At 70.4% G+C, this 26,387-nt stretch carries 29 protein-coding genes and 1 pseudogene; 14 read left to right on the top strand and 16 right to left on the bottom strand.

Annotation, left to right across the window (positions count from 1 at the left end; genetic code table 11):
• Window positions 1–4 precede the first annotated feature (4 nt).
• Together BMY61_RS31685 and BMY61_RS31680 are read left to right on the top strand one after the other, a co-directional pair.
• A complete protein-coding gene (locus BMY61_RS31685) occupies window positions 5–475 on the top strand; it encodes a nuclear transport factor 2 family protein (RefSeq protein ID WP_042446832.1) in 471 nt (156 codons plus the stop codon).
• A gap of 199 nt (window positions 476–674) precedes the next feature.
• Window positions 675–842: pseudogene (locus BMY61_RS31680) on the top strand (aldehyde dehydrogenase family protein); the annotation flags it as partial.
• Between the two features lie 8 nt (window positions 843–850).
• On the opposite strand, the gene BMY61_RS31675 reads toward BMY61_RS31680, so the two are convergent.
• A complete protein-coding gene (locus BMY61_RS31675; protein WP_042446845.1) occupies window positions 851–1,717 on the bottom strand; it encodes an oxidoreductase in 867 nt (288 codons plus the stop codon).
• 100 nt (window positions 1,718–1,817) lie between these two features.
• Window positions 1,818–2,597 (bottom strand): MBL fold metallo-hydrolase, encoded by a 780-nt coding sequence (locus tag BMY61_RS31670; RefSeq protein WP_042446848.1) that lies wholly within the window; start codon window positions 2,595–2,597, stop codon window positions 1,818–1,820.
• Between the two features lie 73 nt (window positions 2,598–2,670).
• Between BMY61_RS31670 and BMY61_RS31665 the strand changes: the two genes are divergently transcribed.
• A complete protein-coding gene (locus tag BMY61_RS31665) occupies window positions 2,671–3,303 on the top strand; it encodes a TetR/AcrR family transcriptional regulator (protein ID WP_042446851.1) in 633 nt (210 codons plus the stop codon).
• A 118-nt stretch (window positions 3,304–3,421) separates the two neighbouring features.
• On the opposite strand, the gene BMY61_RS47995 is transcribed toward BMY61_RS31665, so the two are convergent.
• Entirely contained in the window at window positions 3,422–4,381 is a 960-nt protein-coding gene (locus BMY61_RS47995; RefSeq protein ID WP_042446854.1) for a helix-turn-helix domain-containing protein, read from the bottom strand.
• Window positions 4,382–4,556: 175 nt separating this feature from the next.
• Here BMY61_RS47995 and budC point away from each other — a divergent pair, with 175 nt between their 5' ends.
• The 5 genes from budC to BMY61_RS31640 all read left to right on the top strand — a co-directional run bounded on the left by budC (window position 4,557) and on the right by BMY61_RS31640 (window position 8,745).
• Window positions 4,557–5,342 (top strand): meso-2,3-butanediol dehydrogenase, encoded by a 786-nt coding sequence (gene budC / locus BMY61_RS31655; protein WP_042446858.1) that lies wholly within the window; start codon window positions 4,557–4,559, stop codon window positions 5,340–5,342.
• A 277-nt stretch (window positions 5,343–5,619) separates the two neighbouring features.
• A complete protein-coding gene (locus tag BMY61_RS31650) occupies window positions 5,620–6,078 on the top strand; it encodes a cupin domain-containing protein (RefSeq protein ID WP_042446861.1) in 459 nt (152 codons plus the stop codon).
• A gap of 131 nt (window positions 6,079–6,209) precedes the next feature.
• On the top strand, window positions 6,210–6,374 hold the full coding sequence (locus BMY61_RS45415) for a hypothetical protein (protein ID WP_236655988.1): 165 nt from the start codon (window positions 6,210–6,212) through the stop codon (window positions 6,372–6,374).
• Between the two features lie 38 nt (window positions 6,375–6,412).
• Window positions 6,413–7,240 (top strand): alpha/beta fold hydrolase, encoded by an 828-nt coding sequence (locus BMY61_RS31645; RefSeq protein WP_052438639.1) that lies wholly within the window; start codon window positions 6,413–6,415, stop codon window positions 7,238–7,240.
• Window positions 7,237–8,745: an MFS transporter gene (locus BMY61_RS31640; protein WP_082014970.1), complete on the top strand. Its 1,509-nt coding sequence runs from the start codon at window positions 7,237–7,239 to the stop codon at window positions 8,743–8,745. The genes BMY61_RS31645 and BMY61_RS31640 overlap by 4 nt, the downstream gene beginning before the upstream one ends.
• A gap of 7 nt (window positions 8,746–8,752) precedes the next feature.
• Here BMY61_RS31640 and BMY61_RS31635 read toward each other — a convergent pair whose 3' ends face one another.
• Both BMY61_RS31635 and BMY61_RS31630 read right to left on the bottom strand, forming a co-directional pair.
• A complete protein-coding gene (locus tag BMY61_RS31635) occupies window positions 8,753–9,382 on the bottom strand; it encodes a TetR/AcrR family transcriptional regulator (RefSeq protein WP_042446866.1) in 630 nt (209 codons plus the stop codon).
• Between the two features lie 127 nt (window positions 9,383–9,509).
• Window positions 9,510–10,052 carry a MarR family winged helix-turn-helix transcriptional regulator gene (locus tag BMY61_RS31630; RefSeq protein ID WP_042446869.1) on the bottom strand — a complete coding sequence of 181 codons (543 nt, stop codon included), beginning with the start codon at window positions 10,050–10,052 and terminating at the stop codon, window positions 9,510–9,512.
• An 87-nt stretch (window positions 10,053–10,139) separates the two neighbouring features.
• Between BMY61_RS31630 and BMY61_RS31625 the strand changes: the two genes are divergently transcribed.
• A complete protein-coding gene (locus BMY61_RS31625) occupies window positions 10,140–11,048 on the top strand; it encodes an alcohol dehydrogenase catalytic domain-containing protein (RefSeq protein WP_042446872.1) in 909 nt (302 codons plus the stop codon).
• Window positions 11,049–11,096: 48 nt separating this feature from the next.
• Window positions 11,097–11,480, top strand: coding sequence for a limonene-1,2-epoxide hydrolase family protein (locus BMY61_RS31620; protein ID WP_042446874.1), 384 nt, complete (start codon window positions 11,097–11,099; stop codon window positions 11,478–11,480).
• A gap of 163 nt (window positions 11,481–11,643) precedes the next feature.
• Here the strand turns inward: BMY61_RS31620 and BMY61_RS31615 are convergent, their stop codons facing one another.
• A complete protein-coding gene (locus tag BMY61_RS31615) occupies window positions 11,644–13,209 on the bottom strand; it encodes an oleate hydratase (RefSeq protein ID WP_042446877.1) in 1,566 nt (521 codons plus the stop codon).
• 256 nt (window positions 13,210–13,465) lie between these two features.
• Here BMY61_RS31615 and BMY61_RS31610 point away from each other — a divergent pair, with 256 nt between their 5' ends.
• Window positions 13,466–13,933, top strand: a complete 468-nt coding sequence (locus BMY61_RS31610) for a hypothetical protein (RefSeq protein WP_042446880.1) — start codon at window positions 13,466–13,468, stop codon at window positions 13,931–13,933.
• 90 nt (window positions 13,934–14,023) lie between these two features.
• On the top strand, window positions 14,024–14,356 hold the full coding sequence (locus BMY61_RS31605; protein ID WP_042446883.1) for a hypothetical protein: 333 nt from the start codon (window positions 14,024–14,026) through the stop codon (window positions 14,354–14,356).
• A 179-nt stretch (window positions 14,357–14,535) separates the two neighbouring features.
• Here the strand turns inward: BMY61_RS31605 and BMY61_RS31600 are convergent, their stop codons facing one another.
• From BMY61_RS31600 to BMY61_RS31575, 6 genes are all read right to left on the bottom strand, one after another.
• Window positions 14,536–15,042: a hypothetical protein gene (locus BMY61_RS31600; RefSeq protein WP_143094621.1), complete on the bottom strand. Its 507-nt coding sequence runs from the start codon at window positions 15,040–15,042 to the stop codon at window positions 14,536–14,538.
• Between the two features lie 316 nt (window positions 15,043–15,358).
• Window positions 15,359–16,054 (bottom strand): response regulator, encoded by a 696-nt coding sequence (locus tag BMY61_RS31595; RefSeq protein WP_042446890.1) that lies wholly within the window; start codon window positions 16,052–16,054, stop codon window positions 15,359–15,361.
• Complete coding sequence (locus tag BMY61_RS31590) at window positions 16,054–17,322, bottom strand: sensor histidine kinase (RefSeq protein ID WP_063773236.1); 1,269 nt, start codon at window positions 17,320–17,322, stop codon at window positions 16,054–16,056. Before BMY61_RS31590 ends, BMY61_RS31595 begins: the two co-directional genes overlap by 1 nt.
• 138 nt (window positions 17,323–17,460) lie before the next feature.
• Complete coding sequence (locus BMY61_RS31585) at window positions 17,461–19,734, bottom strand: MMPL family transporter (protein WP_042446893.1); 2,274 nt, start codon at window positions 19,732–19,734, stop codon at window positions 17,461–17,463.
• Window positions 19,735–19,963: 229 nt separating this feature from the next.
• Window positions 19,964–20,272, bottom strand: a complete 309-nt coding sequence (locus BMY61_RS31580; protein WP_052438640.1) for a ribosomal protein L7/L12 — start codon at window positions 20,270–20,272, stop codon at window positions 19,964–19,966.
• 76 nt (window positions 20,273–20,348) lie between these two features.
• Window positions 20,349–20,942 (bottom strand): TetR family transcriptional regulator, encoded by a 594-nt coding sequence (locus tag BMY61_RS31575; protein ID WP_042446896.1) that lies wholly within the window; start codon window positions 20,940–20,942, stop codon window positions 20,349–20,351.
• Window positions 20,943–21,102: 160 nt separating this feature from the next.
• Here BMY61_RS31575 and BMY61_RS31570 point away from each other — a divergent pair, with 160 nt between their 5' ends.
• Both BMY61_RS31570 and BMY61_RS31565 read left to right on the top strand, forming a co-directional pair.
• Window positions 21,103–21,984, top strand: coding sequence for an SDR family oxidoreductase (locus BMY61_RS31570; RefSeq protein WP_042446899.1), 882 nt, complete (start codon window positions 21,103–21,105; stop codon window positions 21,982–21,984).
• Between the two features lie 322 nt (window positions 21,985–22,306).
• Window positions 22,307–22,567, top strand: a complete 261-nt coding sequence (locus BMY61_RS31565) for a hypothetical protein (RefSeq protein WP_042446902.1) — start codon at window positions 22,307–22,309, stop codon at window positions 22,565–22,567.
• Between the two features lie 91 nt (window positions 22,568–22,658).
• Here the strand turns inward: BMY61_RS31565 and BMY61_RS31560 are convergent, their stop codons facing one another.
• The 4 genes from BMY61_RS31560 to BMY61_RS31545 all read right to left on the bottom strand — a co-directional run bounded on the left by BMY61_RS31560 (window position 22,659) and on the right by BMY61_RS31545 (window position 26,056).
• Window positions 22,659–22,928 (bottom strand): hypothetical protein, encoded by a 270-nt coding sequence (locus BMY61_RS31560; RefSeq protein WP_042446905.1) that lies wholly within the window; start codon window positions 22,926–22,928, stop codon window positions 22,659–22,661.
• Window positions 22,929–23,119: 191 nt separating this feature from the next.
• Window positions 23,120–24,733 (bottom strand): FG-GAP repeat domain-containing protein, encoded by a 1,614-nt coding sequence (locus BMY61_RS47180; protein WP_042446907.1) that lies wholly within the window; start codon window positions 24,731–24,733, stop codon window positions 23,120–23,122.
• 399 nt (window positions 24,734–25,132) lie between these two features.
• Entirely contained in the window at window positions 25,133–25,624 is a 492-nt protein-coding gene (locus BMY61_RS31550) for a hypothetical protein (RefSeq protein ID WP_052438641.1), read from the bottom strand.
• Between the two features lie 12 nt (window positions 25,625–25,636).
• Window positions 25,637–26,056, bottom strand: a complete 420-nt coding sequence (locus tag BMY61_RS31545) for a hypothetical protein (RefSeq protein ID WP_143094619.1) — start codon at window positions 26,054–26,056, stop codon at window positions 25,637–25,639.
• Window positions 26,057–26,387: the final 331 nt, after the last annotated feature.

Here is a 26,387-nt window from a genome sequence, read left to right as displayed (position 1 = left end):
CGCCATGTCCCCCCATGCACCCGTCACGCCGCAGGAGGCCGCCGACCGGCTGGCCATCCGCGAGCTCGTCGACGCCTACGCCCACTGCGCCGACCGCCGCGACGCCAAGGGCCAGGTGGCCCTGTTCACCGAGGACACCCGCTTCCTGGTCTACATGGACTCCACCGCCGCCGAACCCACCCAGGAACTGAACGGCCGCGACTCCCTGGCCCCGGTGTTCGACAACCTGAACACCTACCAGGCCACCACCCACTTCAACGGCCAGAGCACCGTCACTCTCGACGGCGACCGCGCCACCGGCGAAAGCTACTGCATCGCCCACCACATCTCCCGCGACGAGCCCCCGCAGCGCACCATCATGATCGCCTCCATCCGCTACCTCGACCAGTTCGTCAAGCAGGCCGACGGCAACTGGTACTTCGCTGAACGCCGCCTCATGGTCGACTGGACCGAGACCCGCCCCTGCTCCCCCTGAGCACCATCACCCAGGGCGCCGTCCCCGCCCAACGCTCCACGAGCAGGTGGGAGACCTGAGCCCGGAGTCGGTCCCGTCGACCGGGCCGACACCGCCGCCCGGCCGGGCGCCGCTCTCACCGGCAGTGGCTCGAGCCGCCCACCAAGGGTCGAGATCGGCGACGACGCGGATCTGGCCCCGAGCCGCGGGACCAGAGGGCGTCGCCGTCGCCCGCCGCATCCGCACCGGCACCGTCACCGTCACGGTCAACGGCGCGCCGGTCGGCTTCGACGGCCCCTTCGGCGGGTTCAAGGACAGCGGAATCGGGCGCGAGTACGGCTTCGCCGGCCTGAACACCTACCTCGAGTACAAGACCGTCACCCTCTGATCTGCGCTCTACCGGCTCATGGCGTCGAGTTGGGCGACTGCGGCGGCGGGCAGCGAGAGGTCGGCGGCGGCGATGTTCTCGCGCAGATGGGCCGGGGAGGAGGTGCCCGGGATCAGGACGGTGGTGAGCGAGCGGTGGAGCAGCCAGGCCAGGGCGACCTGCTGCGGAGAGGCGTCGAGTTCGGTGGCGATCTCGGTGAGGGTGTGGAACTGAAGCGGCTGGAAGCCGCCGAGGGGGAAGAAGGGAGCGAAGGCGATGTTCTCGGCGGCGCAGCGGTCCACGAGTGCGTCGTCCTTGCGGTTGGCGAGGTTGTAGAGGTTCTGCACGGTGACCACCGGGGCGATGGCCTGTGCCTCGGTGAGCTGGGCGTCCGTGGTTCCGCTGAGCCCGAGATGGCGGATCAGGCCCTGGCGGCGCAGGTCGGCCAGGGTGCCGAACTGCTCGGCGATGGAGTCGTCGGACGGGCCGTCGAAGGAGGCGATGCGCAGGTTGACGACGTCCAGGGTGTCGAGGCCGAGGCGCCGGAGGTTGTCGTGGACCTGGGCGGTGAGTTCTGCGGGTCGCTGTGCGGGGAGCCAGGCGCCGGTCTCGTCGCGCCTGGCCCCGACCTTGGTGACGATGTGCAGGTCCGCCGGGTACGGGTGCAGGGCTTCCCTGATGAGCTCGTTGACGACGTAGGGACCGTAGTAGTCGCTGGTGTCGATGTGGGTGATGCCCCGTTCGACGGCCTCGCGCAGCACCGTCAGGGCCCGGTCGCGGTCCTTGGGCGGTCCGAAGACCCCGGGACCGGCCAACTGCATCGCGCCGTAGCCCATCCGGCTCACAGTGAGGCCGTCGGCGAGGGTCAGGGTGCCGCCGGGAGCGCTGCTGGTCATGGTGTGCCCTTCTTGTCCGTGCCGTCGCCGGGCGGGCCTGGAGCCACGCGCACGGGTATCGGTCCGATGGATGTGCGTCGTCAGGGGTGGCGCACGGATCTCAGTGGAGCCCCATGTGGCGGGCCTGGGTGGCGGCGGCCTGCGGTCCGTCGGCGAAGGCGGGGCCGTGGCCGGGCAGGAGCAGTGCCGGCGGCAGTTCGGCGAGCCGGTCGAGGGAGGAGAGGGCGGCGGCGCCGTCGTGGGTGAACCCGCGGGAGACCAGGGACGGGCCGGTGTGCCCGATCATGTCTTCGCGGGTGACCAGGGCGTCGCCGGTGAACAGCACCCCGAGTGCCGGGAAGTGGTAGGCGACGGTGCCGTCGGTGTGGCCGGGCAGGGCGACGGCCTGGGGCCGGCCGGGGATCTCGTCGAAGTGGTGGTCGCCTTGGAACGTGTGCGCGCCGTGCACCGGTCTGCCGCTGAAGCCGCCCATGCGGGCCAGGTGCAGCGGGCCGCTGATCGATGCGGGACGGCGTAGCAGGTACGGGAACATGGAGCGTTCGGGCTTCGCGTGGCGCATGGCACTGCGTGGTCCGTCGGCGAGGATCGCCGCGTCGGCCTCGTGGATCCAGATGTCTGCGCCGGCCTGCTGGGCGGCGGTGACCAGTCCGGTGTGGTCCGGGTGGCCGTGGGTGAGCAGAACCGCCTTGATCTCGTGCAGGGACCTGCCGGAGCGGGCCAGGTGTTCCCGCAGTTGTCCCAGGTGGCCGGGGAGCCCGGCGTCGACCAGCACCAGGCCGTCGGGGTGGTCGACCAGATAGAAGTTGACCATGCCGTCACCGAGGCGTTCGACAGCTGGGGCGACCTGGTGGACCCGATCGGGCTGCGTGCGACGAGACATGATTCCCTCACTGCTGCGCGCGTCAAATATTTGACTACAGTCAACTGTATCTAATCTCTGGAGGCCATGCTCCATGCCGTCGACACCGGGCCGCAAGCCGTACGACTCCACCCGGCGCGCCGCCGCCGCGCGGCGTACCCGCACGGCGGTGGTGCGGGCGTTCGGCGAGCTGCTCGTCGCCGACGGCTTCAAGGCCGCCACGATCCGCGCGGTCGCCGACCGCGCCGGGGTCTCGGCCGAGACCGTCTACAAGACGTTCGGCGGCAAGGAGGGACTGGTCAAGGCGCTGTGGGACATCACGCTGGCGGGCGACGACGAGCCCGTGGCCATGCTCGACCGCGAGCAGGCACGCGAGGTGCTCGCCGCCGACGAGCCCGCGAGGAAGATGTGGCTGTTCGCCGGCGCGGTCCGGGCCATCCATGAGCGAGTGACGCCGCTGGCGACACTGCTGGCCCAGGCGGGTCCGGAGGGCGCCGCCGTGCTGGCGACGGGCGAGCAGGAGCGGCGGGTGGCGGTCCGCGCCCTCGTCGACCACCTCGCCGACCGCGGCGCCCTGCGCGCCGGCGCCGACCCGGTCCACGCCACGGACGCCTGCTGGGCTCTCACGACGACCGCGCTCTTCGCGAAGCTCACCGTGGAGGCCGGCTGGGACGGCGGCGCCTACCAGCGCTGGCTGGCCGACATGCTCACCGCCACACTGCTGTGATCCAGGCCGACGCCCACCGCCTGGCTCTGCTCGCCTGACGCAGAGTCGTCCGTGCCCGTCGGACCGCTGCCGACGAGCAGCGGGCGAAGTAATCAACGCACGTCGTCGACCGGCTGCCTCAACAACTGGTCTGGGCGCCGGGCGACTCCTGGGACCGGGCGTACTCACTCGGCGTGCTGCCGTAGTGCTTCTTGAAGGTGCGGATGAAGTGGCTGCTGTCCGAGAACTGCCAGTGTGCGGCGAGTTCCGAGACGCTGAGTCGGCCGCGGCCGGACGGCGTGGCGAGCGCGAGCCGGGCTTCCTCCAGCCGGCGCCGACGGATGTAGGAGATCACCGAATCGCCGGTCGCGGCGAACGCGCGTTGCAGGGTGCGGACGGACACGTTCAACTCCCGTGCCAGTAACGCCGTGGACAGTCCCGGGTCGGTCAGGCGGGCGTCGGCGAGGTCCTTGGCCGCGTGGGCGAGAGCGGGGGCCAGCAGGGGTTCGGTGGCGTCGAACCGGCTGCGGGCCACCGCCTTGGCCAGCTCGATCAGGGTGCTGTGGGCGGCCTGCGCTCCGGCCGGGCCAAGGTCCGGCATCGTCTGGTAGAGCATGTTCGTGTGCGCGGTCAGCAGGCGCACTTCCGCTGCGCCCGCCGCGCCGGAGACGGTGCGGTTCCCCAGCAGGGGTGCGAGCTTGGCCGCCGGAAGGACCAGGACCTTCGCCGTCGTGTCGGGGAGGGTTTCGAAGTGCGACGGGCTTCCGACGTGCTTCAGAAGGAACTGGCCGGCCGTGATGGTGCGTTCGGTGCCGTCGTGGGCGCCGCCGAGCGTCCAGGCGCCGCGTTTGACGACGTACAGCCGCACCACGTCCTCGGGCCCGCCGAGCGGGCCCTCGGTGCGGATGACCGACGCGCCGCGCAGGTCGGTGACGGCCACGTCGTGCACGCGAACCGCGCGGCTCCTGACTCGGAAGTCGCCTCTCGTGGCCGGGCTGAACGCCGGCAGCGGGGCGGTGGTGCCGAACTCCGCCTCCCATCCTTGCCGGAATGCGGCGAACGCACGTGACTCGGTGCCGTCCGGTCCGGTGGTGTCCATCGACGTGCGTCCCCTGACGTCCGTGGCCGCGGTGGGTGGTCGGCGCGGTCGGCGTGGCGCCGATGTTCTGTTCGGTTGGCGCTGTGGTGCAAGCCCGCGCAGGTCCAGTCTTCCTAGCCTCGTTGGTGGGGGCAATCCCCCGCTCGAAGCGAACGATCGGGAGGGCGACAGGCTCATGGATCGACAGTTCTTCGGCCGCGTGGCGGTCATCACGGGGGCCGGTACGGGTATCGGGGCCGCCACCGCGCACCGGTTCGCCGCCGACGGGTACACCGTCGTGCTCGTGGGGCGCACCGAGGCGACGTTGAAGCAGACCGCGCAGGCGGGCCCGGGTGCGGCGCGCATGCATCCCCGGGTCGCGGACGTCTCGGACCAGGAGGCCGTGGCCGCGGTGATGGACGAGGCGGCCGAGCGGTTCGGCCGGCTGGACGTGCTGGTCAACAACGCGGGTGTGGCGGTCCCGGGCACTGTGGACCGGATCGATGTCGACAGCTACCGCACCATGCTGGCGACCAACATCGACGGCGTGTTCTTCGCCTCGCGCGCCGCTCTGCCCCATCTGGAGGCCGTGCACGGTTGCATCGTCAACGTCGGATCGGTGGCGGGGCTGCGCGGTGAGTGGCATCAGGCCGCGTACAACATGACCAAGAGCGCCGTGGTCGGCCTGACCAACTCGATGGCGCTGGACCACGGCCCACGGATCCGCGTCAACGCCGTCCACCCCGGCCTCACGCTCAGCCGCCCGTACTACCGCGACGCCCTGGCCGAGGGGAGCGCACTGCATCGGCGCTTCGTCGACCGCGTGCCCATGGGTCGCGCCGGCGAACCGGCCGAAGTCGCCGCCGTCATCGCGTTCTTGGCCGGCCCCGACGCCGCATACGTCAACGGCGCGCACCTCACCGTCGACGGTGGCCTGACCGCGTCCGACGGCCAGACCAACCTCCACGCCGTCGACGCCTGACCTCGAGTCCCGGTGCGAATCCCACCGCTACTCGATCGAGCTCCGGGTGATGGATCTGGTCCGTTACCGGGACGGTCAGTGGGCCGAGCACTGGGCCGCCGCCGACGCGGCGGGGCTGCTGCGCCAGACCGGTGCCCTGGGTTGATGTCCACCGTCAACCAGAAGATTGTCATATCTCATCATGAGAGTTCACTTGCATGAATCACGCGGAGCAGCGCATACTCTCATGAGAGTCAGCTCTCACAATGTTGACAAGCTCTCTTCCCTGGAGGTTCACATGCCAGACGTCTCCGTGGTCGGCCCCGAGGCCGGCGAGTCGATCCAGCTCGGTCCGACCGTGATGCGGATCCTGGAGGACGGCAGTACGACCGGGCACCGCCTGGGCATCGGGGAGATCACGCTCGGTCCGCACACCGACGGGCCGCCCCAGCACCGGCACGCCCGGCACGACGAAGGCTTCTACGTGGTGTCCGGCGCTGCCCGGTTCACGGTCGGCGAGACCGTGTACGACGCGCCCGCCGGAACGCTGGTGATGATCCCGCCCGGCGCTCCGCACACCTTCGCCAACCCGACCGACAGCACCACGGTGCTGCTCAACACCTTCACCCCGGACCTCTACGTCGACTACTTCCGGGATCTGCGCGACATGATCGCCGGCGGACGCCCGCTCACCCCCGAGTCGACCGTCGAGGCCATGAGCCGGTACGCCACCGAACCGGCTACCGACTTCGCCTGAACCCCCGCACCCACGATCGCCCCGCTCCCCCACCTTCCACCAGTCGTCCACGTCCACCAACCAGCGGGGAGAAGGCCGCGGCCACCACCACTCAGTTCGTCGTCGCGCTCGGCGGTATCGGTCCGGTCGAGGTGACCGTCGCCGACCACGACTCCGGGCAGCCGTTCCTGCTCCTGCACGGCGGGGCCGGTCCGCAGTCCGTGATCAGGTTCGCCGAGACGTTCGCCGCCGCCCGCGACCTGGCTCCCGGCACCAGCGTCCGCATCGTCGAGCCCGGCATCCGCGTCGAGCTCTGAGCCCACTCCCTGCTCCGCTCCCACGAAAGGCAAACACCATGACCGCCCCCGCTTCCACCCCCACGACCCGCACCATCGACCTGCCGGGCGGCCTCGCCGTCACCGTCCAGGAGTTCGGCGACAACACCTCCGGCACCGGCGTGCTCGTGCTGCACGGCGGCGCCGGGCCGCGGTCGATGGCCGGCTTCGCGGCCGGCCTGTCGCAGCACGCCTACGTCGTCGTGCCGACCCACCCCGGCTTCGACGGCACGCCGCGCCCCGAGTCCACCGACACCGTCGCCGACCTGGCCACCGCCTACCTCGACCTGCTCGACGCGCTCGACCTGCGCGGCGTCATGGTGGCCGGCAGTTCGGTGGGCGGCTGGATCGCCGCGGAGATGGCGCTGCGCGACAACGCCGCCCGGATCTCCTGCCTGACGCTGCTCGCCTCGACCGGCATCGCCCCCGAGCCGCCGGTGCGGATCGCCGACCCGGCCGAGCTCGGCCCGGTGAAGACCGGCGAACTTGCCTTCCACAACCCGCAGTTCCGCCTGGACCCGGCCGCCCTCGGCCCCGAGCAGCTCGCTGCGATGGCCGCCAACCAGCGCACCCTGGCCGTGTATGCGGGCGACCCGTTCTGCTACGACCCGAAGCTCCAGGGCCGTCTGCACCGGGTCACCGTCCCCGTGCTCGTGCTCGCCGGCGAGCAGGACGGCATCGCGCCCTTGGCCTACGAGCGCAGCCTGGCCGACTCCTTCCCACACGCCAGCTTCCTGCCTGTCGCCCAGGCCGGCCACTTCCCCCACATCGAGCAGCCTGCCGCCGTCTTCGCCGCGATCGGCGACTTCGTCGACACCCAGGTCGAGCGTGACCGCGAGCCGGCGTGACGACGTCCACGCCCCCGGCAGGCGGCGGCCGCCGGCGGTCAGGTGTGGTGCTGGCGGTGTGCTGCCTGAGCCTGCTGATCACCGCCTTGGACACCACGGCCGTGAACGTGGCCCTGCCCGCCGTCGGCCGTGATCTGCACGCGCCGGTGAGCGGACTCCAGTGGACCGTCGACGGCTACACCCTGGCGGTCGCCTGCTTCATGATGCTCGCCGGATCCACCGCCGATCGCATCGGACGACGTCGGGTGTTCCGGACAGGCCTCGCGCTGTTCACCCTCGGCTCGCTGGCCTGCTCCCTCGCCCCGGACCTCGGGTGGCTGATCTCTTTCCGGGTCGCGCAGGGCCTGGGCGCCAGCATGCTCAACCCGGTCGCCCTGTCGATCATCACGCACGCCTTCCCTGACTCGCGCGAACGCGCCCGCGCGATCGGGCTCTGGGGTACGACGGTCGGCCTGTCCGTGGCCGCCGGCCCGGTGGTCGGCGGCCTGCTGGTCGCCTCGGCCGGCTGGCGCTCGATCTTCTGGCTCAACATTCCGATCGGCGTAGCCGCCCTGGCCCTCACAGCCGTGTTCGTGCCGGAATCCAGCGCCTCCACGACGCGACGGCCGGATCCGGTGGGTCAACTGCTCGTCGTCACCATCCTGACCTCACTGCTGTTCGCACTCATCGAGGGCGCCCACCAGGGCTACAGTGCCGCCCCCATCGTCGCCCTGTTCGCCGTGTCGGCCGTCGCGACCGCGGCGCTGCCCTGGTACGAACGACGCCGCGAACAGCCCTTGGTCGACCCGTTGTTCTTCCGGTCCGTGCCGTTCGCCGGATCGTTCGTCGTCGCCGTCGCTGCGTTCCTCGCCCTGTCCGGCTTCTTGTTCCTCAACACCTTGTACCTGCAGGACGTACGCGGCTGCAGCGCGCTGGACGCCGGCCTGCTGACAGTGCCCTTGGCGGTCGGTATCGCGCTCGCCTCTCCGCTGTCCGGGCGGTTGACCGCCGCGCGCGGTCCGCGCCTGCCGATGGTCGCGGCAGGCCTGCTGATCACCGCCGCGGCACTGACGCTGACGAGCCTCAGCCCGACCACGCCCTGGGCCGTCCTGCTCGCCGCCTACATGCTGCTGGGTATCGGCCTCGGTCTCGTCAATGCGCCGATCACCACCACGGCCGTGGCCGGGATGCCCCGTGCCCAGGCCGGGGTGTCCGCCGCGATCACGACCACCGGCCGCCAGGTCGGCAACACGCTCGGCGTCGCCCTTCTCGGCTCCGTCGTCGCCGCACACACCCGCGCGGCCCCTGACCACGCGGGATTCGCCGCGGCCAGTCACCCGGGGTGGTGGATCCTCTCCGCCGGCGGACTGCTGATCGCGGCGATCGGCTTCGCGGCGACCACTCCGAGCGCCACCGCAGGCGCTGCCCGGGTCGCCGCACGGTTCCCCGCCGAGCCCACACCCGCGACGAGCACCACGCCGACGCCGAAGCGCCCGCCTGGAATCCCTGACGCCGCGTCGGTATGACGCCTCATCAGCGCGGTGCGGCGGCGTCCAGGGTGGCCCGGGTCAGGGTGCTCGCGGTCCGGATGACGCTGACGATGGCCTGCTCGGGGTCCATGTGCGCGAGGTCGGTCAGGGCGAACAGGGCCTCGGCGCTGACGACGACGGCCAGGTCGTTCTTCAACTGCCGCACCGCGGCCGGGTCGGTGGCGGCGAGGGTGTCGTCCAGCGGGGCGAGGGCGAGGTCGATCAGACCGAAGCGCATGGCCGGCCGGGCGTCGGCCGACTCGGGCCGGGTGATCGTGCCCGCGATCATCGCGCGGGTCGCCCCCTGGTAGGTCAGCACCGTGCGCAGCAGGTGCTCGGTCGCGACCGCGACGCGCTCCACCGGGTCGCGGGAGTCCGCGACCGACGCGAGCGCCTCGGCGGGGGACGGCATCTGCCCGGCCATGGCCTCCTGAAGCAGGCTCACCAGATCGGGGAAGTGCCGGTAGGCCGTGGCCTCGGACACCAACGCGGCCTTCGCGACCTCAGGCATCGTCACCTCGTGCCCGCTGCGCATCAGCTCCACCGCGGCCTGCAGGATCGCCCTGCGCGTGCGCAGCTTCTGGTTCACACGGCCTGTCGAGGCCTGCGGGGTCGTCGGTTCACCTGTGCCCATGAACCAAGACTAGCAAGTCGACTACAATAATGAGACTCAGCTCGCATCATAGAGGCGGTGACGCGGAGCAGCAGGTCGTTCAACCTACGACACCGCCCTGGCGGACGGCCGGTCTCCGTCGGACCTGTCAGCGCCGGTCATCCACCCCGTGCGGGCGCCAGTCCACCGGCGGCGGCAGCGTGCCCTGCGCGATGATGTTCGTATAGACGCTCTCCAGCGCCTGGCTGAGCGGCCCCTCAAGCTCGCGCGGCAAGCCGTCGAAGAACAGGCGACGCACGAGTTCGACGTGTCCCACAGCCGCGGCCTCGAGCACCTCCCGGCCGTGCTGAGTCAGCCTGACCTCGGTCACGCGCCTGTCGCTCGTGGACAGGCTGCAGCTCACCAGGTCCCGCTCGGCCATCCGCCGCACGTGGTGCGAGACCCGGCTGCGCTCCCAGCCGATCTGCGCGGCCAGCACCTTGATCGGCATCAGGCCCCGGTCGGCGACGCTCAGGGCCGTCAGGACGTCGTAGTCCGGCAGGGACAGCTCGCTGTCGGACTGGAGCTGGCGATTCATCTCGTAGGTCAGCCGCAGCTGCACCCGGATGTACGCGAGCCAGGCCCGTTGCTGTTCGCTGTCGAGCCACCCGCCCTCGGGCACCGGCGCGCCACCGTTGGAATTGCGTGACATATCACCTAAGCTTTCAGTCAAGGACCACCGTCAAGGCGTGCCGCCTCCACATCATCGCGTGCGGACCGCCAGGAGCAGGAGGTACCCATGCCGTACGCAGCAGTGCTCACCGGATACGGATCGCCCGGGACGCTCGTGTGGTCGGAAGTCACCCTGCCCGCACCGGGACCCGGCCAGATCAGGATGCGCGTGCACGCGGCGGGGGTCGGCCCGACCGACCTGAAGATCCGGCGCGGCGACCTGCGAGGGGTCTTCCCGCTGCCCGACCCCGCCGTTCTCGGCTTCGAGGCCGCCGGCACCGTCGACGCCCTCGGCGCGGGCGTGACCGGTGTGTCGGTGGGTGACGAGGTCGCCGCCCAACTGCCCGCGCTCGGCGGATACGGCGAATACGCCCTCGCCTCGGCCTGGGCCGTCAAACCGGCCACCGTCGGCTGGGCCGACGCCGCAGCGCTGCCCGCCTCGGCCGAGGCCGCCGTCGGCGTCCTGCGCCAACTCGGCGTCACCTCCGGCGAGACCCTGCTCGTGCTCGGCGGCGGTGGCTCGGTCGGCGTGATCGCCACGCAGTTGGCCGTGTCCCAGGGCCTCACGGTCTTCAGCGCCACCGGCCCTCGCGACGAACAGTTCGCGAAGGAACTCGGCGCGATCCCGGTCCGCTACGGATCGGCGCTCCTCGCGCAGGTGCGCGCGCACGTCGCCAAGGTGGACGCCGTCTTCGACGCCGCAGGCAAGGGTGGTCTGCGCGACGCCGTCGAACTCGCGGGCGGCCCCGCGCGCGTGATCACCCTGGCGGACGAGCACGCGGCCGACTTCGGCGTCACCCTCTCCGCCCCCGCCCCGGACCGCGCCCCAGACGCGGTCGAGCAGACGATGCCACTCCTTGCGTCCGGGCAACTCCGTCTGCGTGCACAGCGGCTGCTGCCGATGCGGGACGCTGCGCAGGCGCACGCTCTCCTCGAAGCGGGCACGGCGCACGAGAAGCTCATCCTCACCGCTTAGCGGCCCATCGCAGGACACCGTTCACACATCAACCGCGGAAGGATCCAGATGGAGAGCCCGATCGAGCTGGTGCGCAGGTTCTGCGCGGCGTGGGCGGAGAACGCCGGGGCCGCCGAGCTGGCGGAGTTCTTCACCGACGACGCCGTCTACCACAACATTCCGCTCGAGCCGACCACCGGGCGAGACGCCATCGCCAACACCATCAGCTCGTTCATCCGCCCCGGCCCGCCAGGTATCGAGCGCATCGAATTCCACGTCATCAACATCGCAGCCAGTGGACCGGTCGTGATGACCGAGCGGGTGGACGTCTTCAGGCTCGCCGACAGATCGTTCGAGCTGCCGGTCATGGGCACCTTCGAGGTCACTGACGGCAAGATCAACGCATGGCGCGACTATTTCGATCTGAACCAGTTCACCAGCCGGATGGGATGACCCTGGACCACATCAGGCGTCGCAGGCTGGGCCGCCGCCGACGCATCGGCGCCGGCGGCGCCGACAGGCTCACGCACCCGCCCGGCATGGCCGGTCCAGGGGCTTGAGTGCCCCGGGTGTCCAGGCGCGGGGGCTCGCGCTCGGACACCCGGGGTGGCGTGTGTCAGCGGTGCATCGTGGCGAGTGCTTCGACCAGGACCTTGGGGTCGTGGCGGCCCTTGAACATGGGCGGGGGCTGCTTGTCCAGGTGAAGCAGGCCGGTGACGGCGGTCCAGGCGGTGCGCACGGAGTACTCGACGGTGAAGACGACGTCGTCGGGGACTTCGGCGTACTGGCCGATGAAGGCGAGGTTGGTCGAGCCCTCAGGGACGACCTTCGGGCGGTCGCCGGCCTTGCGGACCAGGAACTGGCTGGTGATGTACGGCATCATCGCGGAGATCACCGTGGAGTTGGCCAGGATCTGTGGAGCCTGCTCGAAGTGCAGGTGCCCCAGGGCCTCCTGGAGGATCTCGCGGCTGGTGCAGTCGCGCATCGGCTTCTTGACGTAGTCGCCGACCTTGTCGGGGAACAGCGCGTAGCCCCACCACACGAACGTGTCCTCGGGCTGCTCGTGGAAGTGCGGCTGGTGGTTGAGCACGATCGTCAGCAGCCAGGAGGAGTCCTTGAAGGTGATCAGGCCGCCCTTGCCGGCCTCGCTGCCGGAGAACTTCTCCATCAGCTCGAAGAAGGTCGGGTCCTTGGTGGTGACCGTGAACGACTCCCAGGTCGAGTCCGGGATCGAGGAGTTGAACACCTTCGGGTCGCCCAGCTCGCCAGGGCGCTGGGCGGCCATGGACTCCCACAGCCTCCAGGCGCCGCTGGAGCCGGAGGTGTCCAGCGCGGGGACGGCGTCAGTGGTCGCGGTGGTGGCGTTCGCGGTCATCGACCCGTTGGTGACCATGACCAGGTCACCGTCCTGGAGGGTGACCTGCTCGCTGACGCCGGCGCGGGTCCAGGTGATCGCGGTGGCCGTCAGGGCCTTGTCGTCGGCGAGCGCGATGTCGGTGACGGTGGTGCCCTGCTGCACGGTCACGCCCTGGTCGGTGAGCCAGGCCAGCAGCGGGCGCACGATCGAGTCGTACTGGTTGAACCGGGTGCGGTAGATCCCGGACATGGAGTCGAAGGTCTTGAACAGGTGGACGAAGCGGTTGACGTAGCGGCGGAACTCGATCGCGGAGTGCCAGGGCTCGAACGCGAAGGTGGTGCACCACATCCACCAGAAGTTGGTGTGGAAGAACTCCTCACTGAACAGGTCCGTGATCCGCTTGCCGTCCAACAGGTGCTCCGGGGTGGCGGCGCACTTGACCAGCTCCAGGCGGTCGCGCTCGCTGAATCCCATCGAATGGGCGTCCACGATGTTCCCCTCGGCGTCGACCAGGCGGGCGTGGTCGTCCCAGGCGAAGTCCTCGTGGAACGCGAAGGTGTCCTCGGTGACCGACTTGGACGGGTCGTCGAGGGAGGGGATGGTGGACAGCATGTCGTAGGTGCACTCGAAGTGGATCTCGAACATGCGCCCGCCACGCATCGTGTACCCGGTCTCCGGCGAGCCCGCCGCGTCCAGGCTTCCGCCAAGGCGCTCCTGCTCCTCCAGGATCACGATGTCCGAGCCCGCGAAGTTCCCCTCGCGGATCAGCAACGCCGCTGCCGAGAGCGACGCGATGCCGCTGCCCACCAGATATGCCTTCGCCATGAAAAGCTCCTCGTCCGCACTCGAAAGCCCCCCACGACAGCGCCCGCGCCGAAAGCCTCGACGGCGAGCCGCCTCTCGCATCCTGCAGTCCCGGCATGGCCACGGCATCGAGAGCGGCCCAAACGGGCGACCCGCCGACCACTCCCCCGCCCGCGTCGCCCGAGAAACGGACGACCTGCTATGCACCTGGTGTCCCTGGCCCGCGCCGTCGCACGGTTCAAGAACGGGATCCTGCTCGAACGCGAGGAGAAGCCGCATGAACATCGACGACATCCTGCAGAACCCGGACGAGCACGTCCGCTTCGCGGCCTACCTCGACGAACTGGGGCACGTTGCCGACCCGGACGAGATCGAGCTGGTCGGCCGCGTGCTCGCTGATCCGGACCGGACGATGGCCCGGTCCGCCGTGCTGCGGCACCTGGACCGCCGAGCCGCCGGCCTCTGTCGGGAGCCTGCCTACGAGGGGTGGGCGCAGGCGATGGCCCAGGCCACCATCGACCACCCCTTTCTGGCTCAGCGCCTGCGGGAGTGGTCACTCTTCCGCGCCGTCACGCTCGAGGCGCCCTGGCAGCAGGACGACCTGCTCGCCTCATCCAATTGGCTCCAGCTCAAGACCGCCGCCGGAACGAACACCGAGGCCGTCGAAGTCCTCGCCGCAGCCGGCCGCACCAAGCGGATTCGCAACACCGCCAGGACCAGCCTCGACCAAGGCAGCAAGAGCTGAAACCACCGGCGAGCAACGCTGGTCGCACGACCTCGAATGCCCGGCGCGGGACATGCACCTGGTCCAGTAGCCCCAGTAGGCTCTGGCGATATGACACCCGATCAGCTGTTCGATGAGATCGCCGTCGACTTGGCCCCACTGGGCGCCACCGCCGGAGCGATGTTCGGCAAGCGGGCACTCAAGGCCCACGGCAAGGCCTTCGCCTGCCTCAAGGGCGACCTGCTCGCCTTCCGGCTCGGCGACAGTTCTCCCGCCCACGCGGAAGCTCTTGCCCTGCCCGGCGCCGAGCTGTTCGACCCCTCCGGCAAACATCGGCCCTTCAAGGACTGGGTCGCCCTCCCCGACACACACGCCGAGGCGTGGCCGGCCTATGCGGAGAAGGCGCTGGCCGCCCTCGAAGCCGGTGGATCGGTGGGCCGGTAGTCCGCCGACCGAGCACCGTTCGACGTCGAGCAGGGCCCAACGGGCCCGCAGGGCTTGGACATCGTCCGCGGCGGACAGCGGCAACACGAAGACCCCGGCGCCCCTGACGGGCGGCCGGGGTCTGTGCACTCTCAGCTGCCCGACTCGTGCAAGCCGGTCGGGCTACGAGCGGCTGCTCCTCAGGCGTTCCAGACGGTGATCACCGCAGACTCCGCACCGCCGTAGTAGCCGTAGTGGCCGTTGATGGTGGCCCAGAAGCCGGAGGCGACCACGTAGGTGCCCGGCTGGGCGGAGAAGTAGTTGCCCTGCTGGCTGGCGTCCCACTCCGTGTCCCCGGTGCTCTCCCACTGCGGGGCGCAGCCGAAGTCGTGGACCATTCCGGTCGTATGCCCATGGCCATCGGTGCTCAGGAGCTGCGCGCAGGGGAGGACCGCGGTCGGGTCACCGCTGTTGAAGCCGTTCTGGTAGGTCGTGACGACGGGGTACACCCGATTGTCGCTCCAGGTGGCCAGCGGGCCGTAGACGCACGGGTCGATCATCATGTCGCCGGGCTCGGGGGCGTATCCGGTCGTGCGGCAGCCTCCGCCGCCGACCGCGGCCGAGGCCGTTCCGGCAGTCGCGACGCTGAGGCCCACGACGGCGGCCGAGGTGGCGGCAAGCATCGCTGCGGCTTTCCTGATGCGCATGCTGTGAGTCCCTCCGAGTGGCCAGGCAGCGGGGTGCCGCCTTGGCATGGCCTCATCGGAGCGCGCCGGGGTGTTGTACGACAGTGGTGGACATGCCCTGACGACAAGAGATGACAAGTGGGGCTTCCTACCGGCGCGACCTCTGTTCGGCGGTTGGTGTGTCAGAGCCGCGCGGCTGGCGGACTTGACACCTCCGATCGCCCGGCGCGCCTCGGGGGCCGACACGAGGCCTTGTCCCCAAGGCGTCACCCGACGCAGCTGGGTGCGCCTCCGGGCTGTCCCGGAGGCGCCTTTGAGGCGGCGTTGGAGGCGGCCCTTACTCCCGGCTCGCCGAAGCAGGCCGACTGCCTGGGTGGACCAGTCCCGTCTCGTAGGCGGTCACGACGAGTTGGGCGCGGTCGCGGGCGCCGAGTTTGGCCATGGTGCGGTTGACGTGGGTCTTGGCGGTGCCGGGGGTGACGAACAGTTGCTCGGCGATGTCCTGGTTGGACAGCCCCGTCGCCACCAGCCGCAGGACTTCGAGCTCGCGTGGGGTCAGGGCGGCGAGTGCTGCGGGGTCGGAGGGGCTGCCGGGTTCGGGCCGGGCGAGGAAGCGGGCGATCAGGCCGCGGGTTGCGGTCGGCGAGAGCAGGGCTTCTCCGTCTGCGACCAGGCGGATGGCGTCGAGCAGCTGAGCGGGGTCCACGCCCTTGCCGAGGAAGCCGCTGGCTCCCGCGCGCAGGGCCTCCACCACGTACTCTTCGACCTCGAAGGTTGTCAGGACGAGCACTTTGACGCCGGCCAGGTCTTCGTCCTGGGCGATCAGGCGGGTGGCGGCGATGCCGTCCAGGCCTGGCATGCGGATGTCCATGAGCACGACGTCCGCGCGCTGTGTGCGGGCGAGGGCGACCGCTTCGTGTCCGTCGGCTGCTTCGCCGACCACCTCCATGTCGCTCTGGACGTCGATCAGCAGCCGGAAGGTCCCGCGTAGCAGCGCTTGGTCGTCGGCGAGCACGACGCGGATGTTCTCCATCACGAGTCCCTCTCGGTGGTGTGGTCGCTGGGGTCGGAGTCGTTCACCGCGGTGAGCTCCGCGCTGCGGTTCGGCGTCACGGGGTGGGTGAGGTTCAGGGGAAGCCGGGCCCGGACGCGGTAGCGTCCGGCAGCGTCAGGGCCGGCTTCGACGCTGCCGCCGAGGGCGCCGGCGCGTTCGCGCATGCCGATCAGCCCGTGGCCGGCCCCGCCGGAGGGCTCGTCGGGCTTGCTGCGATGGCGGTGGCCTGCCGCTCGGTGGGGGTCATTGACCACGGCAAGGTGCAGCTCGTCCCGGTGGTACTCCACGAGGACGTGGACCGCGGCGCCGGGGGCGTGCTTGCGGGCGTTCGTCAGCGCCTCCTGGACGATCCGGTAGGCGGCGAGCTGGGCGGAGGCGGGGACGGGCTCCGGGTTTCCGCGCCGTTCCACGTCGAGCCTGGTACCTGTGGCCCGGAAGGAGGCGAGGAGGTCGTCCAGATCGGCGAGCGTGGGCAGCGGGTTCACCGGTTCCGGCACGTCCTCAGCGCTGCGGAGCAGGCCCACGGTGGCGCGCATCTCGTCCAGGGCCGCAAGGCTGGTCTCCTTGATCTGCCCCAGTGCCTGGTAGGCGGCCTCCGGGTTGGTGCGCATCAGCAGGTGGGCGACGCCGGCCTGGGCGTTGACCAGCGTCAGGTGGTGCGCGGTGATGTCGTGCAGCTCGCGGGCGATGCGCAGGCGTTCCTCGGTGACCGCGCGCCGGGCCTCCTCCTCGCGGGTGCGCTCGGCACGTTCGGCGCGCGCCTCGGCCTCGGCCAGGTGGGCGCGCCGGTTGCGGACGATGTCGCCCAGCGCGGTGGCCAGCAGCGGCAGGTCGAACAGACCGAGCACGACTCCGGAGGTGCCGCTCTGTCCGTGCGCCAACGCGTAGACGGCGGTGATCACTACGGCCGCGGCGATGCCGACCGGCCAGGCCAGTGCGCGCCGCCGCAGCGAGGCCAGGGTGTACAGGGCGACCAGGGACGCGGCCGGAATGATCTCCGCGTGCGGGGTCAGGACGATCCGGAGCACGTCCAGCGCCACCGTGGCGGTCACCACCGCCAACGGCCAGCGGCTGCGGACCAGCAGGGGCAGGCAGGAGATGACCGCCAGCAGCGTCGCCCACGTGTCGGTGTCGGAGCCGTGGGCCCCGAAGACGGGCGTCACCGCGAAGACCAGGGCCAGCACGAGCGCCGGCGCTGCATCGCGCGCGCGGCGGTCGGCACCCAGCTGGGCCAAGGTCTCTCGCATCGTTGTCATCTCCTTCACGCTACGGCGTTGCTGCTGGTGGCGGGTACCGCCCGGCCGGGAACCGGGTGCGGTCGGGCCGCTGGCTCGACAGGGCCGTGGTCCGCGACATGGCAGGCCTGTCGCGGACCACGGCTGCGGCTAGCGCCGACCGTCGGACACCGGCTCGGCGGCGCCGCGGTCCGATCGCGGCAGCACGACGGCGGGCGCCGGACTGTGGCTCTCGCCTTCGACCGAGATGGTGGGCAGCGCCCGGTCCAGCCACCGCGGCAGCCACCAGTTCGCCCTGCCGAACAGGTGCATCAGGGCGGGCACGACCACCATGCGGATGAGCAGGGCGTCCAGCACGATCCCGACCGACAGGGCGACACCGAACTCGGCGATCACTCGGGCACCGCCGAAGACGAACGACCCGAAGACGAAGAACATGATCGCCGCGGCGACCGCGATGACCCGCCCGGTCTCGCCGTGGCCCACGCGCACGGCGCGCTGGTTGTCGCCGGTGTGCACCCACTCCTCGCGCATCCGCGAGACCAGGAACACCAGGTAGTCCATGGACAGGCCGAACACCACGCCGATGATCATCGGCGGGACGAACGCCTCGACCGGGCCGCCCGATCCGGCCCCCAGCAGCGAGACCCCGAAGCCGTCCTGGAAGACCAGCACGGTCGCGCCGAACGCCACGCCGATGCTCAGTACGTTCAGCACGGCACCCAGCAGCGGGATGAGCAGGCTGCGGAAGGCCACGATCAGGAGCAGCAGGCCCAGCACGGTGATGACCGCGATGAACAGCGGCAGCTTGCCGGTCACGGTGGACGCGAAGTCGTCGTTGCCGGCGGTGGTGCCGCCGACGTACGCCTTCATGGTGCTGCCCTGCTCGGCCTGCGGGATGACGTCCGAGCGCAGGTGGCTGATCAGGGTGGAGGTCGCGGCGGCCTCGGGCGAGGTGGAGGGCATGGCGATGATCTCGCTCACGCCCTGCGCGGCGTTGACCGGCCGCTCGCTGACGCTGACGATGCCCGGCGTGTGCTCCAGCGCGGTGACCAGCTTGGTCTGCGCGGCCTGGTCGCCGTCCCCGTGAACCTGCACGGCGATCTGCAGCGGGCCGTTGAAGCCGGGACCGAACCCCTCGGACAGCAGGTCGTACGCCTGCCGGTTGGTGGACGACGCGGGCAGGTTGCCGTCGTCGGCCGAACCCAGGCGCAGCGACAGCGCCGGGAAGGCCAGCGCGACCAGCACCACCAGGCCGGCGGCAGCCATGGCCTTGGGCCGGGCCTGCACCTGGGCGGCCCAGCGCGGCCACACCCCCGTGCGCTCGGGCGCGGCGTGGCCGGCACGATCGGCAGGGTCGGCAGGGTCGGCAGGGTCGGCACGATCGGCAGGGTCGGCAGGGTCGGCAGGGTCGGCCAGGCGACGACGCTGGGCACGGCTGAGGACCTTCGGGCCGATGAACCCCAGCAGCGCCGGCAGCAGAGTCACCGCGGCCAACACGGTCAGCACCACGGTGACCGCGGCGCCCTCGGCCATGCCGGTGACCTCGCCCAGGTTCAGCGTCGTCATGCCCAGCAGCGCTGCCACCACGGTGAGGCCGGCGAAGACCACCGCGCGCCCGGAGGTGTTCAGCGAGGCGGCGACGGACTGGCCCGTGCTCATGCCGGCCATCAGGTTCCCGCGGTGCCGGTTGACGATGAACAGCGCGTAGTCGATCCCGACCCCCAGGCCGATCAGCGCGCCCAGCGTCAGCGCGGTCGAGGGGATGGTGATCAGGTGGCTCAGCAGCATCACCGTCAGCGCGCCGGTCCCCACTCCGGCGACCGCCGTGATGATCGGAAGCACCGCGACCCAGACCGCGCGGAAGACCAGCAGCAGGATCACGAACACCAGCACGATGCCGATCGCGTCCGACGGGCCACCCGCCGCCACCTGGGCGCCGAACGCCTGACCGCCCAGCGTGACGTGGACCGTTGATCCGTCGTCGGCCAGTGCCAGCGACGACACCTCGCTCTGCTGGGCCTTGGTCGCGTCACGGTCGAACTGCACGTTCGCATACGCGATCGTCTTGTCCGAGCTGATCTGCGCCGCCCCCGTGGAGGTGTAGGGACTGGTGACCGATGCCACGCCGGGCTCGTGCGCGATCTTGTCCAGCAAGCCGGACATCTCGCTCTGCACGGGGGCGTCGGTCACCTTGCCGTGCGGTGCCTGGAACACCGCGTAGCCGCTGTCGCCGGAACTGGAGGCCGAGGCGTGCCGGAGCAGCGTGGAGGCGGTCGCGGACTCGGTGTTCTGCGACATCTGACTGTCGCCGAAGTTGGTACCCGCCGTCCCCAGCGCTCCGGCAAGGGCGATCAGCAGCACCACCCAACCGAGCAGAACCGCGAGACGGTGCCGATGGCACCACCGGGCAAGGGCCGACATGAAGAACCTCCTGGGCGAAGGGAGCTGGAAGCGCCTGCAGATCGACGCCCTTCCAGACTTCCGGCCCAGGCCCCTGCCGTCGTTAACCCACCGTGGACACTTCCACGTACCGCGATCGCGGTACGCCCCCAGATGCGGAAGGTTGTGCACCCCGACCACGCACAACGAAAGGAAGCCGCCGAGCTGAAGTTGGAACGAGGGGCTTGCCGGCCAGCGGTTCCGCTTCGCCCTAAGGTCGGTCCACGGGCAGCGGTGGTAGCCCGGGTCGGTGTCGCCACCACGTCCGCAGTTGGATCACGGCGCCTGCGTCGCGCAGCGGGCCCACCCACTTCGAGATCACCTCGTCGCCGACACACTCGGCGAGACGCACGGGTGGCGCCTGGGTCACGGTCTGCTTGGCGCGCCACAGACCTCCGCCCACGAGCTCCCGGAGTGCCTTCGCCACGTCCAGGGGCCGCGGGCCGACCTCGAGCAGCACGATGTCCTGGGGGATCTCGTCGCACACCAACAGGAACTGCTCGGGCTCGGTGCCCCTCACAGCGCAAACCTCATGCGTGAAGGCAGGGCCTGCTGTCCTTTGTGATGCGCGGGACGGTGTGCGCCGGATTCTCGCGTCACGTGGAGGGGCAGGGTCGGGCGTCGAGCTCGGCGGCACGCGCCTGAAGGTCGCTCAGGGCTGCTTGGGCGAGTGGCGGGAACGGTTCGTCGTCGTCCGCCTTCATCCAGCGTTCGGCGGAGATGGCGAAGGCAAGCATTGCCACTTCCGCGCCCAGTCGGGCGGTCAGCTCGTCCGTGCCGCGTTCGCGCAGGGCGGTGCTGATCGACGCGGCGATCCGGGCGTGCTTGAGCAGTCCCCGTTCCTGCAGGTCGCTGTTGGCCGCGACCACCCGCCTGCGCTGGACGGCCTTGGCCCTCCGCTGTGGGGTCATGACCGGGTCGGTGGCCGCGAACGCCGCGCACAGGCACTGCGCGAGGGTCGCGTCCGCAGCAGCAGCGCGGATGCCGTCGGCGAACAGGCCGGCCAGTACGTCCTCGCCGCCGAACAGGACCTCACGCTTGTCGGTGAAGTGGCGGAAGAACGTGGCGCGGTTCAAGCCGGCGCGATCCGCGATCTGCGCGACGGTCGTCTCGTCGAACCCGTTCTCCACGAACAGGTCCAGCGCCGCGCTCTCCAGGCGCTCACGCGCGTCCGGTGCCCATCTGCTCACCGTCGCAGTCTATGCGAAGCGACCAGGTCGCATCATCCTGCCGAATGATGCGACTTCGTCGCATGACTGCGCTACCGTTGATGCAACAGGGTCGCATCACTCTCCCGCGAGCGAATCCGATCTGCGCGTCCTCGGCCGCGCCCTCACCAAGGAGTCCCCCATGCGCATCTTCGTCACCGGTGCCTCCGGCTGGATCGGCTCAGCCGTCGTCCCCGAGCTCATCAACAACGGGCACCAGGTCCTCGGGCTGGCCCGCTCGGACGCCTCCGCGCACACGGTCGCCGCGATGGGCGCGGAGGTGCTGCGCGGCGATCTGAACGACACCGACGTGCTGCGTGCGGGCGCCCTGGGCAGCGATGGCGTCATCCACCTGGCCTTCGTCACCCCCAGCATGAGCGAGGCCGCGACACGGACGGACGCCGAGGCCATCGAGACGTTCGCCGCCGCCCTCGCCGGCTCCGGCAAGCCCCTGGTGATCTCCGGCGCCACACTGGTGACACCCGGCCGGCCCGCGACCGAGCACGACGAACTCGTCGCGGCAGGACCCGTAGCCGCCCGCATCGCCAACATGCGGGCAGCGCTCGCAGCAGCAGAAACGGGCGTGCGCACCTCCCTGGTCATGCTGCCCCGTTCGGTGCACTGCGAGGGGGAGCGTCATGGCTTCGTCCCCCAGCTCATCGCCACGGCCCGGGCGAAGGGCGTCTGCGGCTACATCGGCGACGGCACCAGCCGCTGGCCCGCCGTCCACGTCAAGGACGCCGCGACCCTCTACCGACTGGCCGTCGAGCAGGCACCCGCCGGCTCCGTCCTCAACGCCGTCGGCGACAGCGGCGTGCCGGTCCGCGAGATCGCCGAGGCCATCGGCCGACACCTCGACCTGCCCGCACACTCCCTGCCCGCCGAGGAGTTCAGCGGGATGCTCGTGCGTCTCCTCAGCACCGACATGCCCGCGTCCAGCACCATCACCCAGCAACTCCTGGGATGGAAGCCCACACACCCCGGCCTCATCGAGGACATCGAACAAGGCCACTACTTCCGTTGACCAAATACTGACAGCAGGCGCGAGAAGCCCTCTTCCGCATTGATCCATTCGGCGCGGTGAATCAGTCGCGTAATCTCCCGCTCCGACGTGCATGAGGCGATCGCTCTTTGAACAACGGTCACCGCCATTTCCCGCAGCCGCCTCCCAGGCTGCGGCAACCGCGCACGACCGGCGCGGTGTCCCCTGCCCCGACCGCCGACTGCCGTCGATCCTCCGCCAGTGGGTTCGTCGCGCCGGGAGATGGTGCACGATCAGCACGCGGCTGTCAGCGGTTCTGGTGAATCCCGGCGTGGCTTCGTCAGTTCTTGGCACGCTCGTCGCCATGGACGACACCGACAAGCAGGACGCCGTCGCGCGGGCGCTGCGGGCCTGCCTGGAGATCCGCTGCCCGAAGTGCAAGGTCGAGCCCTGGCAGCACTGCCGCAACCATCTCGCGGGCCGGGGCGTGATCAATGCTCGCTTTCACAAGCCCCGCCAGGTCGACTCCGGCGCGCAACACATCCTCGCCGGGGTCGGCATCCGGCACCTGCGCTGGCAGGCGCCGGTGACCGGCCGGTGGACCGGCGAGCAGGTCACCGGCTAGGTGCGGTGACCGGGAAAGTCGGCCGTTCGCAGTGGCAGGTCAGACGGCATGGGTAAGGCTCTGGGGGTCGCCACCTGAGCGGGCCGGCCGTTCATTCGTCGCCGCTGGTGGCCCTGCGAACCGCCGAAAAATCGACGGGCCCGACCCACCGGTACTCAGCCTCCCGGTAGGCCAGGACCCCGATCTTCACGAGTGCGTCCATCGCTTCGCCGATCGCGGTGGAGAGTGGGGTCTCCATGAAGAACATCCCCCTGATGCCGCCGAATGTCGTTCCTTCAGGGAAGATGCCCAAAGAACGTCCGAACTCGAACATGGCGATGTCGTAGTCGGTCCACTCACTGAGCGATTCGGCCAGCTCCATGCGCTCATGGTGCCAGTCATGGTCGGCGGGCCCAAGCGATTAACGAGTGTCCGGGTGAGCTCGTCAGGCCGGCATCCGATGAGGCCGACCGCCCATGGATGCCCTTCTCGCTGCGGATAGGCGTGCGTTCGCGTCACTGGGCAGCGCGGACCTCGGAGTGCCGTGCGCCTGGGTTGCGCCGGCGCAGGTGGTCACACGAGGAGGTCGTAGACCTGCCACCCACCGCTGACGAGCGTGCGCGGCAGGAAGGCCCGCCCGGAGTTGCCGGTGCCGGCGTACAGCCACAGGTGGCCGGACGCGTCGCGCGCGACCAGGTCGTCATGCCCGGAGGAGGTGGCGTCGCCGGACTGCACGATGCTGTTGTAGATCTGCCAGCCACCGCCCACGCGGACCCGGGCGGGTGTCGGCGCATCCAGGTCCGGGTCCCCCACCAGCCACAGCACCCCACCGCTGTCGCGGGCCGCGAACCTCGGGGTCCAGTCCACGACCCCGGCACCGGCGACCGCTTTGTAGGAGCCCAGGCTGGGCGCCGTTGCCGCTATGTCGCTCAGCGGGTCGGACGCGGATCCGGTGCCATGGAAGTCCAAGCCGCTGGCGGCGTCCGCCACGTCGGCCTGGCCGTCCGCGAAGAGCGCGCCGCCCGCCACCAGACGCGCCGAGGGGTGGTAGCCGGGCAGCGAAACCGCGACCCTGGGCAGGAACGGCCGCGTCGTCTGGCCGGTGCCCCGGTACAGCCACAAGCGTCCGGCGCTGTCGCGGGCCAGCAGGTCATCGCGTCCGTCGCCGGTCAGGTCACCGGCGGCAACCAGTGTCGTGTAGACGTTCCAGCCGCCACCCACCTTGACCCGGGCGCCATAGGGGGTGGTGGAGTGCCCGGTACCCGGGTAGAGCCACAAGACCCCCGAACGGTCACGCGCCAGCAGATCGGCCTTCCCGTCACTCGTGAAGTCGTGCGTCAGGCAGGCGTGACGCGCGATCGCAAAGGTCTGGTTCATCCCGCCCACGACCGTGCCGTCCGCGGCATGCAGGGTGGCGCTGCCGGTGACCGTGCCCGGCGCGATCCCGCAAGTGGCGTAGAACGTCAGCTGCCAAAAGCGGTCCGGATTCGGATCCGAGGCGGGCAGGTCGGCAGCCGGCAGCACGTACGACAGCGAGCCGTCCGCACCGATCACCGGCGCCACAACCGGCTGCGAACCACCCCCCAGCCCCGCTACGGCTTTGACCTCCAGCGCACCCGCCAACTGCTGCGCGGTGTAACCCGCCGCCTTCAGCCGCGCCGCCGTGAACGACAGCACCGGGTACGCGCCCGGCAAAGCCGTCGCCGTCTCCCCGAAGAACGACAGCGCGTACTGGTTGAGGCGCGTCTGCTGCGCCAACGGCATCACCGCCGTGTTGTAGCCCTGCACGCCACCTGGGGCCTGCCACTGCCCCAGCGCACCCGCATACACCGGCGACACCGTCGACACGGCACTACTCGAAGTCATCTGCCCCGTCGAGTGGTCCACCACCTGCGCCGTGACCGTCAACGGCACCATCGGCTGCTGCTCGTACAGGCTGATCTGCCGCGTGAACGACTCTCCAGCGGTCACCGGCTTGTACTGGTTGTACAGATGCACAGTGAAAGTCGCACCCTGACCGTCCGTCACCGTCGACTGCGAGTCCAGCACCCCCTTGTCGGTGAACACCTGCAGCGTCGGATCCGAGGAGTGGAACACCAGCACCGCGTCCGACGCCGCCGCCGGAGCAGCCCCAACGGTCGCGGTCAGGTGGTACGGCTCACTCCCGAACAACGGCGGCGCCTGCAACGAGACTCCCGCCCGGCCTGATCCGCCGCAGCGGACGACACCGGAGCAAGACACAACAAGCAAGCCGAACCCGTCACAAGCAGACGCGGAACGGACGAACGAAGACGCATCAGCAGATCCCCTCCCAGAGCCAAACTCCCAGGTGAGAGCGCATCAGCCGCGTTCGAACCACAGGTAGCACGGTGATCATAAAACCCCCCGGACACCACCCCGCAACCCCCTCCCACGCCGATGCCCCAAAAATCCCAACAGCGAAGAATCCACCCGCATCCACCCGGCGCCGTCATCGAGGCCAACACCCCCGACCCTCACGCGCACACCGGATCCCGAACGCGCCGATCACGCGCAGCACCGCACGGCGGGATGCGCGCGCTGGGCGCGGGCCCGGACCGTTCCGGATCACCGGTACCTGAAGGTGGGCCCGTCACCGCATGCCCGAAGTCCCATGGACCGAAGGGTGAGCGGGCCGTCGGCCGTGTATCGACGGAAGCGGGCAAGGACACGCGGAGGGACCATGGCCTCGATCTGGTCAAAGAGCTGTTCCTGCGTGGTCTGCAGCAGCCCCGCGCTGTGGGTGAGCGCGGCAAGGACGATCAGGTTGTCGCGGTAGTCCTCAAGGCGTGCATCCGCCATCCCGACCGCGATCCCGGCGGCGCGCAGCAATTCGGTGTCGCAGCCGCGTACGGCCAGCGCTGCGGCGCGCTCGCCGTAGACACTCAGGACGCCGGCAGCCCGGGGGGTGAGAGCGTCCAGGATCGCCCTGCGGGTGGAGGGGTCCGCGTCGGTGTACTCGGTCACTGCCGCGTGGGCCACCTGATCGAGTGGGTGGGGCAGCACCTGGATGCGGAAGCCGTGGAACTTGGGGTCGCGGAGCCGGTTGACCGCGTACAAGGCCTCACCTCCCTACAGCGGCGGCGGGCGGCGGCGCGCCGCGGCCTTCTCCATCAACGGCAGCGCGGTGACCGGGTCGGCCAGCAGCGGAGTGAGCCGGCGAAGGTAGTGGGCGTGGGACTGGACGGACTTCTCCATGGCCCGCCCGGCCCACGCGTGCACCGAGACCGCGTTCAGCGGGCCGAAGCCGGCGGTGAAGACCAGGCGCGGAATGTCGGCCACGAGCACAACGGACGAGAGCTTGATCTGCGCTGTCGCATTCACATACAGATCCCGGGTCAGCCCGATCCGATAGGAGAGCGGCTCGCGATGCCACACGAGGTAGGCAGGATTGTCGGCCGCCCGCGCCGGAAGCGTGAAGCCGCACTCGTTGGAGAGGAACGCCAGGTGCTGACGGACCAGCCCGTCGAATCCAGGACCCTTTCGGCTCACCTCGCCCACCCTGCCTGCTGTCCCGCCGTCCCGCAGTCCCGTCCCCGGGCCGGCCGGCCCGGCTTCGACGGTACCGCCAGACCCCGGCGATGAAGACCCCTCCGAAGCGCTGCCAGGGCCTCGCCGAACGGCGCATCACCCCGCTGTCCGGATCGAAGGACTCGTCGGCGCGCACGGCGCGGCCGATCCCGGACCCATCCGCCGCGCGCTCGGCTCCGAATCACCTGCAGAGGCTCGATTGGATGCGCCCCGGACCTTGGCGCTCGGCTTCTTCTTCACGTCCCTGACTCCGGCAGGAGGCGCGCGCTGCCCACCACCGCTGTTCCGGTTC

This window comes from Streptacidiphilus jiangxiensis (assembly GCF_900109465.1).
GTDB classification, from domain to species: Bacteria; Actinomycetota; Actinomycetes; order Streptomycetales; family Streptomycetaceae; genus Streptacidiphilus; species Streptacidiphilus jiangxiensis.
Note: the sequence above shows the minus strand (reverse complement) of the source record. Positions and strands in the feature narration are given on the sequence as shown.

Coding starts and splice junctions, on each gene's coding strand:
- BMY61_RS31585 (WP_042446893.1), bottom strand. CDS start 19,734: ATGTCGGCCCTTGCCCGGTGGTGCCATCGGCACCGTCTCGCGGTTCTG.
- BMY61_RS31615 (WP_042446877.1), bottom strand. CDS start 13,209: ATGGCGAAGGCATATCTGGTGGGCAGCGGCATCGCGTCGCTCTCGGCA.
- BMY61_RS31565 (WP_042446902.1), top strand. CDS start 22,307: ATGGACGACACCGACAAGCAGGACGCCGTCGCGCGGGCGCTGCGGGCC.
- BMY61_RS31600 (WP_143094621.1), bottom strand. CDS start 15,042: ATGCGCATCAGGAAAGCCGCAGCGATGCTTGCCGCCACCTCGGCCGCC.
- BMY61_RS47995 (WP_042446854.1), bottom strand. CDS start 4,381: ATGGACACCACCGGACCGGACGGCACCGAGTCACGTGCGTTCGCCGCA.
- BMY61_RS31675 (WP_042446845.1), bottom strand. CDS start 1,717: ATGACCAGCAGCGCTCCCGGCGGCACCCTGACCCTCGCCGACGGCCTC.
- BMY61_RS31665 (WP_042446851.1), top strand. CDS start 2,671: ATGCCGTCGACACCGGGCCGCAAGCCGTACGACTCCACCCGGCGCGCC.
- BMY61_RS31635 (WP_042446866.1), bottom strand. CDS start 9,382: ATGGGCACAGGTGAACCGACGACCCCGCAGGCCTCGACAGGCCGTGTG.
- BMY61_RS31595 (WP_042446890.1), bottom strand. CDS start 16,054: ATGGAGAACATCCGCGTCGTGCTCGCCGACGACCAAGCGCTGCTACGC.
- BMY61_RS31630 (WP_042446869.1), bottom strand. CDS start 10,052: ATGTCACGCAATTCCAACGGTGGCGCGCCGGTGCCCGAGGGCGGGTGG.
- budC (WP_042446858.1), top strand. CDS start 4,557: ATGGATCGACAGTTCTTCGGCCGCGTGGCGGTCATCACGGGGGCCGGT.
- BMY61_RS31605 (WP_042446883.1), top strand. CDS start 14,024: ATGACACCCGATCAGCTGTTCGATGAGATCGCCGTCGACTTGGCCCCA.
- BMY61_RS31685 (WP_042446832.1), top strand. CDS start 5: ATGTCCCCCCATGCACCCGTCACGCCGCAGGAGGCCGCCGACCGGCTG.
- BMY61_RS31670 (WP_042446848.1), bottom strand. CDS start 2,597: ATGTCTCGTCGCACGCAGCCCGATCGGGTCCACCAGGTCGCCCCAGCT.
- BMY61_RS31590 (WP_063773236.1), bottom strand. CDS start 17,322: ATGCGAGAGACCTTGGCCCAGCTGGGTGCCGACCGCCGCGCGCGCGAT.
- BMY61_RS31650 (WP_042446861.1), top strand. CDS start 5,620: ATGCCAGACGTCTCCGTGGTCGGCCCCGAGGCCGGCGAGTCGATCCAG.
- BMY61_RS31625 (WP_042446872.1), top strand. CDS start 10,140: ATGCCGTACGCAGCAGTGCTCACCGGATACGGATCGCCCGGGACGCTC.
- BMY61_RS31610 (WP_042446880.1), top strand. CDS start 13,466: ATGAACATCGACGACATCCTGCAGAACCCGGACGAGCACGTCCGCTTC.
- BMY61_RS31620 (WP_042446874.1), top strand. CDS start 11,097: ATGGAGAGCCCGATCGAGCTGGTGCGCAGGTTCTGCGCGGCGTGGGCG.
- BMY61_RS31560 (WP_042446905.1), bottom strand. CDS start 22,928: ATGGAGCTGGCCGAATCGCTCAGTGAGTGGACCGACTACGACATCGCC.
- BMY61_RS31570 (WP_042446899.1), top strand. CDS start 21,103: ATGCGCATCTTCGTCACCGGTGCCTCCGGCTGGATCGGCTCAGCCGTC.
- BMY61_RS31645 (WP_052438639.1), top strand. CDS start 6,413: ATGACCGCCCCCGCTTCCACCCCCACGACCCGCACCATCGACCTGCCG.